This is a genomic window from Phaeobacter sp. S60, from assembly GCF_000826845.1.
In the GTDB taxonomy this organism is placed as follows: domain Bacteria; phylum Pseudomonadota; class Alphaproteobacteria; order Rhodobacterales; family Rhodobacteraceae; genus Phaeobacter; species Phaeobacter piscinae.
The window spans coordinates 35,409-50,081 of sequence record NZ_JSWJ01000024.1 but is presented as its reverse complement, the minus strand read 5'-3'; the positions used below and the strand labels follow the sequence as shown (position 1 = coordinate 50,081).

The window sequence follows — 14,673 nt, the reverse complement described above, 5'->3', positions numbered from 1 at the left end:
AACCCGAGGTTTTTTCCATGAATTTTGCTCCCACCGACCTGACCCACAGCTATATTGATGGCCGCTGGACGCCCGTAACCGGCACCCGGCGCAGCCCTGTCATCAACCCCGCCACCGAGACCCCGGTGGCCATGTTGCATCACGCCGGTCCTGCGGATGTGGAGGCCGCCGTGGCAGCGGCGAAGCGCGCCCATCTGGCGGAAGCACTGGGTTGCAAGGACAACCGGATCGCCCTGCTGGAGCGGATCAGAGCCGGTTTCGGCAGCCGCCGGGACGACCTCGCGCAGGCGATCTCCATGGAGATGGGCGCGCCGATTGATCTGGCTCGCAACGCGCAGGCTGAAACCTTCCTGATCCAACTGGATGCCACCCTTGATGCCCTGCGTGGGTTTGACTTTGCCGAAACGCTGCACAACGGCGACCATCTGATCCGCCAGCCCACCGGCGTTGCCGGGCTGATCACCCCGTGGAACTGGCCGATCCACCAGATCAGCCTCAAGGTTTTTGCAGCCCTCGCAGCGGGCTGTCCTGTCGTGTTGAAACCCAGCGAGCATACACCGCTTAACGCCCGTATCTTTGCCGAGATTCTGGACGCCGCCGACCTGCCGCCCGGTGCCTTCAACCTGCTCAACGGCGATGGGGCCTCGGTCGGGGCGCAGCTCACCGATCATCCCGATGTGGCGGTGATGTCCTTCACCGGTTCCACCCGCGCCGGGCTTGAGATCGGCGCCAGCGCGGTCCGCCGTGGGGCCCGCTGCGCGCTGGAAATGGGCGGCAAATCCCCCTGTCTGGTGTTCGAAGATGCCGATCTGGATCAGGCAATGGAGAAAATCCTGGCCAAGACCTTTCCCAACTCCGGGCAGAACTGCAACGCGCCAACCCGCATCCTGATTGAGGCCAGCGCCTATCCCGCCGCCAAAGAGGCCGCACAGCGCGCCGCCGCCATCTGGACGCTGGGCGATCCCGCCCGGCCCGGCGATCACCTCGGGCCGGTCGCCAATGGCCGACAGTTCGACCATATCCAGACGCTGTTGCACAGCCCGATTGCCGCCGGGGCCACAGTGCTTTGCGGTGGGGCGGGGCGCCCCGACGACAGGGAAACCGGCTATTTCGTCAAACCGACGATTCTGGCGGATGTGGCGCGCAACGCCGAGGTTGTGCAGCAGGAAATCTTTGGCCCGGTGATCGTGCTGCAACCGTTTGAGGACCTCAACGACGCCATCGCCATGGCCAATGACAGTGAATTCGGGCTCGCCGGCTATGTCTATTCCAACACCCCCGCTATCCAGTCCGCAGTGATCCGGCGGCTGGACTGCGGCATGGTCTTCGTCAACGGCGCCGACCTCGCCCCCGGCAGCCCCTTCGGCGGCACCAAGAAATCCGGCATCGGCCGCGAGGGCGGCCCCTATGGCATCGAGGAATTTCTGGAACTGAAACTGGTGGCCCGCCCCGCATGACGCGGAGGGCCCGTGATGCAGCGCCGTACTGTAATGCGGATTATGTAAAAAAATTACAGCACGCGACACTTGCTTTGACCGCAGGCCGACCTCACCGAGGAATAACCATCAGGTGGGCGGCCTGCACGGGTGAGCCACTCACGCGCCAGCGAAATTTCTGGCGGCTGACGGGTACCGCATCACCGTTGCTCGTCTCACAGACATAGGCGCTGCCGCTGGACGAGATCTGACGGCAGTGTTTGAGACGCACCCAGTGGGGGGTCCATTGCGGTACGGGGTGAAATGACACTCTAAGCGTTTTCGCAATGCCGTTTGACGATGCTGAGCACGGTATTCTTGCTGATGCCGAGGTTGCGTGCAATCCAGCGAGAACTACGACTTTCTTCAACCGCGGCAAGAACATCCGGAGCAAGTAGGTCTGATTTTGGACGCCGTCCCGGCTAACGTCCAAGTTTTTTGCCACGCACTCTGGCGGCAGCCAGGCCGGATTTCACACGCTCGCTGATCAGGTCTCGCTCAAACTGCGTGATCCCAGCCAGCATCGTTGCCATCATGCGCCCGTGTGGCGTGTCCAGCGGGATAGTTCGGTGACCAGCACAGCGTCGACACTCCGGGCATGGGCCAGCTCCATGACTTTTGATCACTCCACGCGGTCCGACTTGGTGCCAGACGCGGTTTCCTTAAAAACGCCCATCACTGCATAACCGCCACGCTCCGCAAATCCGGCCAACTCGCGCAACTGGCGTGCCTATTGGCGCAAACAGACACTTGTTCAATGGGTACATTTTAATGCCCCGCCGCAATCTTCTGACCGAACGACAACGTGCATCGTTATTTGAGCTTCCCTCTGATGAACCCTCGCTTCTGCGGCTCTACACTTTGCCTGACGAAGACTTGGAGCAGATCAATCAGCGCCGCCGCCCGAAAAACAGACTGGGGATTGCGCTTCAGCTATGCGCGCTGAAATATCCAGGACGAGCGCTGACATCGGGCGAACTGATCTCTCATGATGTGCTTGCCTTCATGGGAGATCAGTTGGGTCTCACCGGTGAGGCGTTGCTTTTATATGCCGCACGACGGCAAACCCGGCAGGAACACATCGAAGCACTGCGTAGCTCGTACGGCTATCGGGCATTTTCAGGCCGCGGTGCCCGCGAATCGCCTTTGGGAAGTGACCACGTGTATTCATCTGCGGGATGCCTTTCGATCAGGCGATGTGTGGCCAAAGCAATCTCGACCCTATGGTGACCTGAAACAGGTTTTGATCCCAATAACGGTGGCAGCGAAGAATGGCGCGATTCCGGGCGACGCGATCAAGGATGGCGTTCTCAGCCTGAGCCGTTTGCCAACAAAGCACCTTCTGACGCAGCCGCTCCCTTGTTCGATCTATACAAGCGCTTTCCAGACACACGGATCACCGACATCATGCTGGCGGTGGATGAGGCGACCGGGATCACCGATGCGTTCACCCACCTGCGCACCGGTTCACCGCCGAAAGACAAGATCAGCCTGATGAATGTGCTCTTGGCCGAGAGGCTGAACCTCGGGTTGAGCAAGATGGCCGAAGAAGCGGTGATGGTCACTACCGACATACGCTGCACCACGCTTGAACGCGAAAGACGCGGGACTCACCCGCCTTTCGCTGGTGCGGACATTGCTTGTGCAGATAACCCTTGCGATTATGGCGAGGCCGTTTCGGCAACGCAGCGGACTTCCCCAAAACGGTGGTTCAACGCGCCGAACTCGGCGATTTTCAAATCTACCCTTTGTCGCAATCCGACTCCACAATTGAGGAGTGGTCAGTGCGGTTGTCCGCCGCGCTTGCACCAATGTTGGTCGCCACATACGCAGGTTATTGCAATTTTTGTCACGTCTATTTGAACTTTGCATCCATGTTGGGTTTTGGTCTTCGGTGAAATGCCCGACGGCCATAGGGTAGTCAGTATTGCTCCGACCATTCTGGCGGACGGTTGGTTGCAACGACGGGCAAAGGAAACGAAGCGCTTTAAACACGGTCAGGATCGTGGACAGTCGACCCAAGCGCAGCCAATATTGACCGCAAGGGGATACCGTTTGGCAAACCCAGGTCGAGGCGGATGTTGTCGTCGTCATTGAATAGCATCCGGGAAGCTTCGCCCGACTGGAACGATTTCAGTTGGAGGAATTGAACCTCTCACGATATTCATTTGGCGAAACATGCAGGCTTCTGTGCAAGGCGCGCCGCATACGTTCTTCATCACCAAATCCAGTCTTTAAGGCGATCGTTTTAACCGGCAATCCACTGCCCTCCAGTAGCCGGCGCGCGGCATCCACACGCATCGTCTCGACGGCTTTGGCGGGAGATTGACCGGTTTTCCGTTTGTAGACGCGTGAAAAATTTCTGGCGCTCATTTTTGCGATTGTCGCAAGTTTCTCAACACTGATCCGCGACGCAAGGTTGTTCTCGATCCAGGTATGCAACTCATCAAACTGACCCATCGTATCTTTCGACTGGTTGGTCAGAACCGCACTAAACTGAGACTGCCCTCCAGGTCGCACCATGTAGGCAACCAGTGACCGCGCCAGCGCCAGCGAAACGTGTTTTCCGCAATCCTCGGCAACCATCGCGAGCGCCATGTCGATGCCCGCTGTGACGCCAGCGGAGGACCAAAAACAGCCGTCGTTTATGTAGATCGGATCCATTTCAACGCATACATGCGGGAAATCGGATTGCAACTGCGCGCAGTCGTTCCAATGGGTCACAACCCTGCGGCCCTCCAACAATCCGGTCGCTGACAGAACATAGGCACCAGTGCAAACCGAACCCACTCGCCGGCTACGTGCGGCCAGATACCTGATGCAATCCAGTAAATCCGGATTTTGTGATGCAGCGTACGCACCTTCACCGCCTGAGATGATCAACGTATCGATGACAAGCGCACGGCAGTCTTCGAGTGCGCGGGTTGCGACCGGCAAGACCGTATCGGTAAGCGTGTCGCCGCCCCCCGATGAAGCGACAACAACTTCGTAGCAATTTTCTATCTCGTCGTTGGCATCCGAGAAGACCTGTAGCGGACCGGCGATATCGAGAAGTTTCACCTGTGGGAAAACGACAAACAGAACCGTCTTCGGAGTTTTGGCATTTTTAGAGGGCATATTGTCATTTATGCCAAGCTTCAGTTCGATAGTCTAGACATGCCCTACAGAAAGGTCGCTGGTATGCTGGCTCTCAAACCGAATTGTGAATGTTGCGGCGTAAACCTGCCGCCAGAGACCGAAAATGCCCGCATTTGCACCTTTGAATGCACATTTTGTGCCGAGTGCAGCGATACATTTTTTCAAGGGGTTTGCCCGAACTGTGGCGGTGATCAGGTGCAGCGGCCGATCCGGCCACCGAGATTCCTGAGAGACAACCCCCCGTCTGACAAGCGGTTCATTAACAGCAATGCGTCTTGGTATAAGACCCTTTTCCCGGACGCGACCAAATGATCAATTCATCAGCCCTTGGTCGCCTTGTCCGACTTTTTCTCCGATCATTCAGCGTGCCAACACACTACGCGATCCGAGCAAACGTCAGCGACACTTTCGCCATGCTTACATTTCAATTCCCTGATGTGCAAAAAAGACCGCAGTCATGCAGGAAAACCCGTCAATGATTGGTTCCAGTTTTCTTGCGCGAGCCCTGGATTTGCTTTCCGGGACGCTGCGCCGGGCGCGCGCGATATTCGCTAGGTGGGATGCCGCAAGCCGCAGAGAAAACCGAATTGAATTGACGAATGCTGCCGAACCCGGCCTGAAAGGCAATATCGGATGTCTTTGTAGCCCCGCCGTCCAGCAGCCGCGCGGCTTCACATTCGTCGAAACTCAACATGTTCCCAAGCCAACATCCGCCAGCAGGCTTGTCGAAGCTTGTCAGATTTCACGGTCCGGAATCCGCCAGTGTGCCTTGCCAGATTGTGGAATGAAGAAATGAGGATTTGTGGCCGCTTCAAGACAGGACTTCACTCAATATGAAACGGAATATCGAACATACCGCGATGGTGGCTGTTGCGGGGTCCGGCGTAGTCTGGGGGATTTATTGGATCCCTTTGCGTGCCCTGACCGACGCAGGTGTCTCGGGCGCCTGGGCCGTGTTTCTGTTCTATCTAATCCCCACACTGCTCCTGCTTCCGATCTACTTCTTGCGATGGCGGAACCTGATGCGAGGTGGGTTGCCACTGAATTTTTCCGGTATGCTGGCGGGAGCATCGCTGGTGCTCTATGCCGGGGCGCTTATCTTCACCGATGTGGTGCAGGCGCTGCTGCTGTATTACCTAACCCCCCTCTGGAGCACCTTGCTGGCACGCGTGACGATCGGCGAGACCATCTCAGCCACGCGATGGGTTACGATCGGGTTGGGCCTGGTTGGATTGATGATCGTTTTGGAACTTGATGCCGGGTTTTATTGGACCTTCAACGTCGGAGATGTGATGGGGTTGGCGGCAGGTATCGTCTGGGCCTTGGCTGCGGTACGAATGCGATCCGATGACAAGAACAACGGGCTGGATTTTACCCTGTCGTACTTTGCTTGGGGCAGTTTCGCCGCGCTTCTGCTGACATCCCTTCCGCAGGCAGGAACATATTCTGCCCCCGATTGGCAAACCGTTGTCAATGTACTGCCCTGGTTGGTGCCGGTAGTGGGCTTTCTTGTGGTCCCGCCGGCATTCGCTGTGATGTGGGGCGCAACCTTGCTCAGCCCCGGTTTGCTCGGGATTTTGTTCATGACCGAGATCAGCGCGGGTGTCGTGACTGCCGCCATCTGGGCGGGAGAACTTTTTGGGCTGCGCGAGATCACAGGCATAGGAGTAATATCATTAGCCGGATTGTGGGAACCAGTCATCGGGCTGGTCAAAGCAAGCCCCTGGACAAAGAACCTCACCGCTGGATGCGATAGGCGAAGTTGAAAGCGGAATACGAACCACGCCTGAAGAAAGAAAGATTGGTGCATCATTGATAAGACAGACTGGCAGCACGAATTTGCGGATGTGACCGGGATTAGCCTCCACTATGTCAGACAGGGGCATGGCCGCCCATTAGTTCTTCTGCACGGGTGGCCGGAGTTCTGGTACACATGGCATAAAATCATTCCCGGGCTAAGCACCGCGTTTGACGTGATCGCACCCGATCTGCGCGGCTTTGGCCAGAGTGAGAAACCCGCCGCGCCTGCTGACAAGGCTTATACGCTTGATTGCCACCTGACCGACTTCGTATGCCTGCTCGATGCACTTGGGCTGGAGAAAGTCGGTATTGTCAGCCACGATATTGGGGCGACCATAGCTCATTCGTTTGCGCGACAGTTTCCTGATCGTGTCGACGGGCTGTTTTTCTTCAACATCCCCTATGCCGGTATTGGCGCAAGGCAGATCGCACCAGAGAATTTCAACGAGATCTGGTACCAGGGCTTTCATCAGCAAAAATGGGCCGCTGAGCTTATCGGATCGAGGCGCGAAACGGTTCGTATCTACTTGAAAAATCTGCTTGCACACTGGGCTCAGGATCCGAACGTCTTTGACGATGACCTGGAAGTCTGGGTGGACAACTTCCTTCAGCCAGGCAATCTGCAAGGAGGCTTCAACTGGTACGCCGCATTCCACCCACTTCGCCTAGCCATGATGAAAGGCGAAGCACCGCCAGTTCCCTCAATCGATACACCGACATGTGTACGTTGGGGAGCAGACGAGCCATTCCTGAAAGTCGAATATGCAGACAAACTAGATGAGTATTTTTCGAACTTGGACTTTAAGCCAGTCCCAAATGCCGGCCACTTTGTGCACTATCAACGGCCATCCTATTCGGAACAGGAGATTAAACACTTTTTTGGCTCTCTATAGACCGATAAATTGATCCATGTCCTGTTGAAGTAATTTCGGTTCATGCCGATTGAAACCATTAGAATTGTAGGATCCCTAGCTCCGGTCTTTCTCGACCGCAAAGCAACGACAAAGAAAAATATCAAGACAATCGGGCGAGCTGCAGACAAAGGCGCACATCTGGTTGCGCTCGGTGAAACACTTTTACCCGCATATCCTTTGTGGTTGACGCGCGCTGATGCTGCTCGATTTGATTCCGGCATTCAAAAAGACTTGCATGCGCTTTATCTCGCGCAATCGGTCTCAATTCCGGACGGACACCTGTCGCCGATCTGCAGGACCGCAGACCAACGTAAGATCGCGGTTGTGCCAAATCGCAGAACGCACCGCTGACCGTGGCAATTACACGAATTGTTGCTCTTGCGTTTTCATTAACGCCGACGGTCAAATTGCGTCGGTTCATCACAAGCTGATGCCGACATACGAAGAACGACTCAGTTGGGGAATTGGTGGAAGCCGCGGGACGCCAGCGCCGTGCTATGGGGAAAGCGCGGGCTCCGGTCCCTGATACAGGTTGGAGTTCTGCGGGTTTTTCTGAGTTTGGAGGCTCAGCGTCGGGTTTTTTGACATAGGGTTGAGCATTCTCGTGTGCTGTGTCGCAATAGCCCTGCTCCCGCCGCGACGCATTGATGACATTGAGCCAAAGCTTGTATTTGACCGGCATGTTGCGTGTCGGATCAGAGGATGCTCAGAAGATTTGCGATTCATCATGCGGCCTGCTTTCTTGGTGGCGCTCGGGTTTGAGGTAACTGCCCACGCTGGAAGGTCTCGATGATGCGCATTGGCCCACCGCAGTCAGGGCATGACTCGCGCAACGTGAGGGGCGATGGCGGTTGGTATGGTTCAACGGATTTGATGTCCCCGAGCAACGCGCGGATCTGAGCGACGTTCTCGTTGCGCCCGCTGCCCGCGAGGAAGCCGTAGTGGCGGATGCGGTGGAAGCGGTCTGGCAGCACAGGCCTCAGAAAGCGGCGGATGAACTCGTCGGGCGGCAGGCGTATCACCTTCTTCCCGTCCCCGCGCTTGATCCGGTAGTCCTTCCATTTAAACGCCACGGTGTCGGCGTCAGCGCTGACGAGCCGATGGGTTGAGCTGGCGACGCGATGTGTGTACCGGCTCATGCAGGCAAGCACTGCCTCTGGCCCGCCGAAGAGTGGCCTGGCATAGACCACCCAATCCACTTTGCACAGCGGGGCCAGCCATTTAGCGAAAGCGTTGGCGTCCGTCAAATCGATGAGATCGCGGATTACCTTCAGCGGTCCGAAACTGTGCAAGGCCATCAGCCCTTCGACACACAACCGCCGGAACAGCCGCGACAGCACGGGTACATGCAGAAAGAACCCCGGCTTGCGCGCGACCCATCGGCGGCCGCCCCACGACAGCCTACCCCCTGGGACGATCAGGTGGATGTCGGGTGATGGGTCAACGCTGATCGCCAGATGTGCAGCCCGCTGGTCATGCCAACGCGGGCGCCGAGGCGTTTGGGGTCGGCAGCGATGGTCGCCACTGTCTCCGCCGACGCCTTGAACAGGAGGCCGTAGACCGCGCGCTTGTTCCAATGCGCAATGCGTGCAATCTCCGCCGGGAGCGTGAAGACCACGTGGAAATACGCGACGGGCAACAGGTCTTCGGCACGTGCTGCCATCCAGTCGCGGGCCGCAGGTGCCTGGCACTTTGGACAATGCCGACTCTTGCAGCTGGTATAAGCGATATGCGGATGGTTGCACTTGCTGCAGGCGGCTACATGCCCGCCGAGCGCTTCTGTGCGGCAGGCCTCAATCGCTGACATGACGCGCAGTTGGCTCAGGTTCAGAAGCCAGCATTGGCCCGCTGATAGGCAGGACCATGAGTGCGAAAGATGTCAGCAACCTCCAGCTTCGGGCGCGGCAACGTCTCAACCCGTCACTCCACCCTTCAGCCTTGAAGTTGCACCAGCAACTCGTAGGGGCTGGCGGTGTCGCGGATCAGCTTGGCTGCAGCATGGGTGAAGCGCGCCGTCGTGCTCAGTTTGGCGTGTGTGAGCAAAACCTGGATCACGCGGACGTCTGTCCCCGCTTCAAGAAGATCGGTCGCAAAGCTCTGACGCGCGACGCCCGGTGCCAGAGGAAATGCTGAGCGCAGCCCGACACGTCACGCGTTATAAGTCGATGGCGTGACGGGCGTGTCCATCATATGAAGTTGGTAGGCGCGCAAGTCTTCGAACACCGCAGCATCCGGCGCCCGCCCAAGGTACTCGGCAAGATACCGAACCGCACTGATATGCGCTTTCTGCAAGCCTTCGCCCAGCCCTTTGATACGCATATCTTCGATCATCCGCACACGCAGCGAGATTTTGACACCTCCGCTCAGGGCTCTCTCCTTGAGTCCGCCGCGCCGTGTGTGAGTGGAGGCTTTGCCAAAATCCCTTAGAGTGTCATTTCGCTCCGTCTCGCAATGGACCCCAAAAGGAGCGATGGCATTGGACCCCCTTCAGTGGCCCGAGTCTTTCGACGCGATCAGAAAATTTCAGCAGGACAATACCGCGATTGAGGCGATCCTGTTCGGACTTTATATCACCCCCAGGGTAACCCTGCTCGGTATGCTCTTTCCGTGGATCATGGTGCGCATCACCACCGTTGCTCAGCCATTGCCAGCCGGTCGGGCGCCTCAAGCAGCCGGATCATCCCGTGACCTTGCCGGGCCGCCAATGCTGGTCATGCGGCCCCGCCCCGTGACAGCCCGGCAAGCAGGCGCTAGCATCAGACCAACTGCACAACCGGAGGCACCGATGGCCGCCCCTCTTCTGCTCAGAAATCGCAATTATCGCCTGTTGTTCACGGCCGGGGCGCTGACCAATCTGGGCGATGGGTTCATCCTGTTGGCGCTGCCCTGGCTGGCCACGCTGATGACCCGTGATCCGGTGGCCATCGCCGCTGTGGCCGCCGCCGGGCGGCTGCCGTGGTTGTTCTTTGCGCTGCCTGCCGGGGTGATTGCGGATATGACCGACCGGCGCAAGCTGATCGCCCGCGCCGATTTGTTGCGCGCGGTGATCGTGCTGGCGATCCTGATGCTGGCACTCAGCGAGCCAGTGCCGGGGGCAATCTGGGCGCTGGCCGGGCTGGCCTTTGTCTTGGGGGCGGCGGAGGTGATCCGCGACAATGCCGCCCAGACCATCCTCCCCGATATTGTCGCCGCCACCGATCTTGAGGCGGCGAATGGCCAGATGTGGACGGCCGAGCAACTGACCGGCCAGTTCATCGGCCCGCCTCTGGCAGGTCTGCTGATTGCATCCGGCATTGCCATCCCCTTTGGGCTTGATGTGGTGGCGCTGGTGCTGGCGGCCGGCTTTGTCTGGTTGATCAGCCTGTCGCCCCGTGCCCCGGTCCAGCAAGGGTTTCGCACGGCGCTGATGCAGGGCATCCGCTTCATGCGCAGCGACACCCTGCTGCTGCGTCTTGCCATCGTGCTGGGCATCGCCAATTTCCTCGCCACTGCAACCATCACCGTTCAGGTGCTCTTTGCGCAGGAGGTGCTCGACCTCAGCGCGACGGAATACGGGTTTGTCCTGTCAGTTGCCGCTCTGGGGGCCGTGACGGGCAGCCTGATTGCACCGCGCCTCAGCCGTCTGATCGGGGTGCAGCCCTGTCTATATCTGTCAATTGCAGGCTGGGCGGTCGGCTATGCGCTGATCGGGATCAGCAGCAACGGTGTTGTCATGGCGCTGGCGATGTTTGGTGTGATGGCGGCAGCCATGGTCTGGAATGTGATCACCGTGTCCTGGCGCCAGCGGCGCATCCCCTCCGAGCTGCTGGGCCGGGTGAACAGCATCTACCGCTGCTTTGGCTGGGGGTCTATGCCATTGGGCGCGCTGGCCGGTGGCACTGTGGTGGCGCTGCTGGAGCATGACCTGGGCCGTGACATCGCCCTGCGCGCTCCGTTTGTACTATCGGCAACCTGCTGTCTTCTACTGTTGGCCTATGCCACCTTCCGGCTGCGGCTGGACTGACCAGGCGGGACGAGAGCGGGCAGGCAGAAACCTGCCCGCCACATCTCTGTCAGGACACCGTTTCCATCGCCGCAACCCCTGCCGTCGGCGGGGTAGGAGACGAGCGCGGAGCTTTGGGTCTTTCCTTCAGCTCAGCCAGGCACCGCAAGATCTGGCTCGCTCCCTGCCGCACCTGATCCACATCAATCGCATAAGACAGGCGGATATTGTCCGGTGCCCCAAAGTGGCGCCCGGGAACAGCTGCAACCCCATAGCTGTCCAGCAGCAGATTGCAAAGATCCTCATCGGTGCTGATCATCTGCGTCCCATGCATGGACCCGAACACCCGGGAGATGTCAGGAAAAAGGTAAAAGGCCCCCCCGGGGCGGGCGCAACGGATCTGCGGTGCGCTGTCAAAGGCAGTCAACAACAGGTCACGTCGAGCCCGGTAGCCAGACGTCATCCGCTGCGAAAACCCCTGGTCGCCACCCAGCGCCTCCGCTGCCGCGGCAGCAACCATGGGCGGCATATTTGAGATCGAATTGCTGTTCAGCACCGTCACAGCCTCCGCCACTTCTGGCGCCGCCGCCAGCAGCCCCGCGCGCCAGCCCGGCATCCCATACAGCTTTGAGATACTGTCCACCTTGATGATCCGCGGCGCCAGATCCGGGGCAATATCCAGCAGATGCGGACACTGCTCATCCGTATAGACAAATCGCTGATAGACATCATCGCTGATAATCCAGACATCGTGGCGGCGCAGCACTGCGGCCAAAGCCGCCAACTCTGCCCGGCTGTACAGTGCACCGGTGGGGTTGGATGGGTTGTTCAGCACCAGCGCCACGACCCGTCCACCCAACGCCGCCTCCAACGTTGCCGGATCCAACTTATAGCCCTGTTGCAACCCGCAGTATGGCGTGCGCACCGCCACTCCACTCAGCCGCGCGATGTCAAAATATGTCGGCCAGCAGGGCGCGGGAATAACCACGGTATCACCGGGTTCGAACAGCACCTGAAACAGAGAATAGAGCAAGTGTTTACCCCCCTGCCCCACGGCGATGCTCTCCGGACCGAATTGATCCTGCCCCAGCTGGGTTAAATAATGCAGATACGCGGCGATCAGTCCCGCCTCCCCGCGACTGGGGCCATACCGGCACTGATCCGCATGGATGGCCGCGATGGCGGCGTCATAGACCCGCTGCGGCGGCGTGAAATTGGGCACACCGATCGAGAAATCGACCACGGGCTTGCCGCGCGCCTGAATGCGGCCCGCCAACTCAAGGATCGGGCAAAAGGGTGTATTGCGATGGTCCGTGGCCAGGTCAGGCATGGTGGCCTCGCTCAACAAAGGGAAAGACCATAGCCGTGTTGGTATCCAGATGAGCCATCACGCCACGCTTTCCATCGCCAATGCCTCCGCCGGAGCTGGCCCCCGCTCGCCCCGATCACGGGCGACCGCTTCGGCCATCTTCGTGGCCGCAGCCGTGATGATGTCCAGATTGCCCGCAGACGGATCCAGATAATCCCCGGCCCCTGTCACCCGCACCATCGTGAACAGCCGATCCCCGGTGACATGTGGCTCGACAATCACGTCATAGCCTGGAACAGCTGCCCGCAGCCGCGCCACGGCCCTGGCGATGGCCGCCTCGGTCACTGCTAGATCATGCTGCGCCGCCAGTGCCGAAATCGCAGTCTGCATATAAACATTGGGCTTGGCCGGGTTGATGTTCAGGATCGCTTTGACGTTGCAGCAGCCAGTGAACTGTCTCAAAGCGCTCTCGGTGGTCTCGATGTAGTGATTGAGGTTCAGCCGTGTCGCTGGTCCAGCACTTTCCGCGCTGATTGAGGAGACCACCTCAAGGTAATGAATATCCGGGTTGGCCTCCGTCATCGCCTGCGCAATCGGGATCGAGGCCTGACCTCCACAGGTGATCATATTGATGTTGCGCGCCGCCAGCAGATCATCGCCATTCAGAGACGGCACGCAAAGCGCGCCATTGGGGGCCGGCGTCAGATTGATCACCACCTTCCCTGCCGCCTCCAGCATTGGCGCATGGGATTGATGCGCGGCCGAGGATGTGGCGTCGAACACCAGATCAAATGTGTCGAGTGCAGCAAACAGCCCCTCCGCGCCGCGATCCGTCACCGCAACACCCCGTTCACGGGCCAATGCCAGCCCCGGTGAGGCTGCATTGCGCCCTGCGAAAAGCGTACACTCCAGCAGCTCCGAGCGCTGTACTTTGCACAACACGTCGCAGCCAATGTTGCCGCTGCCGATAATGGCGGTTTTTAGGGTCATGTCGTCACTCCTTCACGGGGATGCGTCGGTGTTTGAGGTGCAGATTTCGACAGGCGCGCCGCTGCTGAGATGATCAGGTCTTCCTGCCCGGCAACAGCGTTGCAGCGCGACAGTTCCTCATAGATAAACCGGGGGGCGACGCCAAAATCCTGCGCCGCGCGGGTCACGTGTTTTTCAAATCCTGCGCAGACGCCGTAGATGCCACTGATCAGGTTGGAGGTTCCCACGATCGTACGGCGCTGCACCGGAGGCAGATCCGGCAGCGCCTCCACCGCTTCGCAGAGCGCAAACACATCGGTGCCGGTCTCAAACCCATAGCGTTCCAGCACAGCGCAGAGCACCTCCAGCTGGGTATTGCCGGCACCAGCCCCAAACCCGCGCAGGGTGCCATCCAATATGGTCGCCCCAGCTTCGGCGGCAGCAACGGAATTGGCAATCGCTAGACCCAGATTATTGTGCGCGTGAAAGCCAACTGGAACCCCCAGTTCAGCGGCCAGCAAACCAATCTTCACGCGGGTGTCACGCGGGTCGTAATTGCCTGCGGAATCCATCAGGACAATGGCGTTTGCACCATAGGAAACCTGACGCTGTGCCTGCGCCAGCAGCACGTCCGCAGGGGCCATATGCGTCATCATCAGCACCCCTTGCACATATTTGTCCTGACTGCGGGCGTATTCGATATAGCTCTGGGTCAGATCGCCCTCGGTACAATGTGAGGCGATGCGGAACACATCAACGCCGATATCAATCGCTGCCTTGATATCGGAAATCTTGGCAAAACCCGGGATCGCATGAATGCCCAGTTTGGTACGGGTCAAATTTGCGCGGGCGGTGTTCAGCATCTCGCGGTCCGCATGGCGCGCCATCCCGAGCTGTAAGGAGGACGCCCCCAGACCATTGCCATGTCCGACTTCAACCACATCCAGCCCGCAGTCATCAACGGTCTGGCAATAGGCGGCGATATCATCAAGGCTGAGCGTGTGGGCAATGGCGTGATTACCGTCGCGCAGAGTCGGGTCGTGGATGGCAATGGCCATGGTCTGGCTCCTTGTCATGGATCAGGGA

The 14,673-nt window shown here is 59.0% G+C and carries 12 protein-coding genes and 4 pseudogenes; 8 read left to right on the top strand and 8 right to left on the bottom strand.

Annotation, left to right across the window (positions count from 1 at the left end; translation table 11 throughout):
* Nucleotides 1-17 precede the first annotated feature (17 nt).
* Nucleotides 18-1,457 carry an aldehyde dehydrogenase family protein gene (locus OO25_RS19415; protein ID WP_040182177.1) on the top strand — a complete coding sequence of 480 codons (1,440 nt, stop codon included), beginning with the start codon at nt 18-20 and terminating at the stop codon, nt 1,455-1,457.
* Between the two features lie 290 nt (nt 1,458-1,747).
* Here OO25_RS19415 and OO25_RS19410 read toward each other — a convergent pair.
* Nucleotides 1,748-2,202 (bottom strand): annotated as a pseudogene (locus OO25_RS19410) (recombinase family protein); the annotation flags it as partial.
* A 44-nt stretch (nt 2,203-2,246) separates the two neighbouring features.
* On the opposite strand from OO25_RS19410, the pseudogene OO25_RS23480 reads away from it, so the two are divergent.
* Together OO25_RS23480 and OO25_RS23475 are read left to right on the top strand one after the other, a co-directional pair.
* Nucleotides 2,247-2,609: pseudogene (locus OO25_RS23480) on the top strand (DUF4158 domain-containing protein); the annotation flags it as partial.
* A 225-nt stretch (nt 2,610-2,834) separates the two neighbouring features.
* Complete coding sequence (locus OO25_RS23475; RefSeq protein ID WP_040182172.1) at nt 2,835-3,338, top strand: Tn3 family transposase; 504 nt, start codon at nt 2,835-2,837, stop codon at nt 3,336-3,338.
* 270 nt (nt 3,339-3,608) lie between these two features.
* On the opposite strand, the gene OO25_RS19395 is transcribed toward OO25_RS23475, so the two are convergent.
* The gene (locus tag OO25_RS19395; RefSeq protein WP_040182169.1) at nt 3,609-4,592 is read right to left on the bottom strand and encodes a GlxA family transcriptional regulator; all 984 of its coding nucleotides are present in this window, start codon (nt 4,590-4,592) and stop codon (nt 3,609-3,611) included.
* Between the two features lie 63 nt (nt 4,593-4,655).
* Between OO25_RS19395 and OO25_RS22635 the strand changes: the two genes are divergently transcribed.
* Nucleotides 4,656-4,925 carry a DUF1272 domain-containing protein gene (locus tag OO25_RS22635; RefSeq protein WP_082035370.1) on the top strand — a complete coding sequence of 90 codons (270 nt, stop codon included), beginning with the start codon at nt 4,656-4,658 and terminating at the stop codon, nt 4,923-4,925.
* Between the two features lie 160 nt (nt 4,926-5,085).
* On the opposite strand, the gene OO25_RS19390 is transcribed toward OO25_RS22635, so the two are convergent.
* Nucleotides 5,086-5,307, bottom strand: a complete 222-nt coding sequence (locus OO25_RS19390; RefSeq protein WP_040182166.1) for a helix-turn-helix domain-containing protein — start codon at nt 5,305-5,307, stop codon at nt 5,086-5,088.
* Between the two features lie 139 nt (nt 5,308-5,446).
* On the opposite strand from OO25_RS19390, the gene OO25_RS19385 reads away from it, so the two are divergent.
* The 3 genes from OO25_RS19385 (at nt 5,447) to OO25_RS22855 (ending at nt 7,678) form a co-directional block, all read left to right on the top strand.
* Entirely contained in the window at nt 5,447-6,379 is a 933-nt protein-coding gene (locus OO25_RS19385) for a DMT family transporter (protein ID WP_071233291.1), read from the top strand.
* 81 nt (nt 6,380-6,460) lie between these two features.
* A complete protein-coding gene (locus OO25_RS19380; protein ID WP_139044804.1) occupies nt 6,461-7,306 on the top strand; it encodes an alpha/beta fold hydrolase in 846 nt (281 codons plus the stop codon).
* Between the two features lie 42 nt (nt 7,307-7,348).
* The gene (locus tag OO25_RS22855) at nt 7,349-7,678 is read left to right on the top strand and encodes a hypothetical protein (protein ID WP_139044803.1); all 330 of its coding nucleotides are present in this window, start codon (nt 7,349-7,351) and stop codon (nt 7,676-7,678) included.
* 374 nt (nt 7,679-8,052) lie between these two features.
* On the opposite strand, the pseudogene OO25_RS19375 reads toward OO25_RS22855, so the two are convergent.
* Both OO25_RS19375 and OO25_RS23285 read right to left on the bottom strand, forming a co-directional pair.
* Nucleotides 8,053-9,235: pseudogene (locus tag OO25_RS19375) on the bottom strand (IS91 family transposase).
* Between the two features lie 24 nt (nt 9,236-9,259).
* Nucleotides 9,260-9,658 (bottom strand): annotated as a pseudogene (locus tag OO25_RS23285) (tyrosine-type recombinase/integrase).
* A 454-nt stretch (nt 9,659-10,112) separates the two neighbouring features.
* Between OO25_RS23285 and OO25_RS19365 the strand changes: the two are divergent.
* Nucleotides 10,113-11,330 (top strand): MFS transporter, encoded by a 1,218-nt coding sequence (locus OO25_RS19365; RefSeq protein WP_040182242.1) that lies wholly within the window; start codon nt 10,113-10,115, stop codon nt 11,328-11,330.
* A 49-nt stretch (nt 11,331-11,379) separates the two neighbouring features.
* Here the strand turns inward: OO25_RS19365 and OO25_RS19360 are convergent, their stop codons facing one another.
* The 3 genes from OO25_RS19360 to dmpG are packed head-to-tail and all read right to left on the bottom strand — an operon-like array spanning nt 11,380 to nt 14,645.
* Nucleotides 11,380-12,639: an aminotransferase class I/II-fold pyridoxal phosphate-dependent enzyme gene (locus tag OO25_RS19360; RefSeq protein ID WP_052465727.1), complete on the bottom strand. Its 1,260-nt coding sequence runs from the start codon at nt 12,637-12,639 to the stop codon at nt 11,380-11,382.
* A 57-nt stretch (nt 12,640-12,696) separates the two neighbouring features.
* Nucleotides 12,697-13,608 (bottom strand): acetaldehyde dehydrogenase (acetylating), encoded by a 912-nt coding sequence (locus OO25_RS19355; RefSeq protein ID WP_052465726.1) that lies wholly within the window; start codon nt 13,606-13,608, stop codon nt 12,697-12,699.
* A complete protein-coding gene (gene dmpG / locus OO25_RS19350; RefSeq protein WP_040171852.1) occupies nt 13,605-14,645 on the bottom strand; it encodes a 4-hydroxy-2-oxovalerate aldolase in 1,041 nt (346 codons plus the stop codon). The genes OO25_RS19355 and dmpG overlap by 4 nt, the downstream gene beginning before the upstream one ends.
* Nucleotides 14,646-14,673 lie beyond the last annotated feature (28 nt).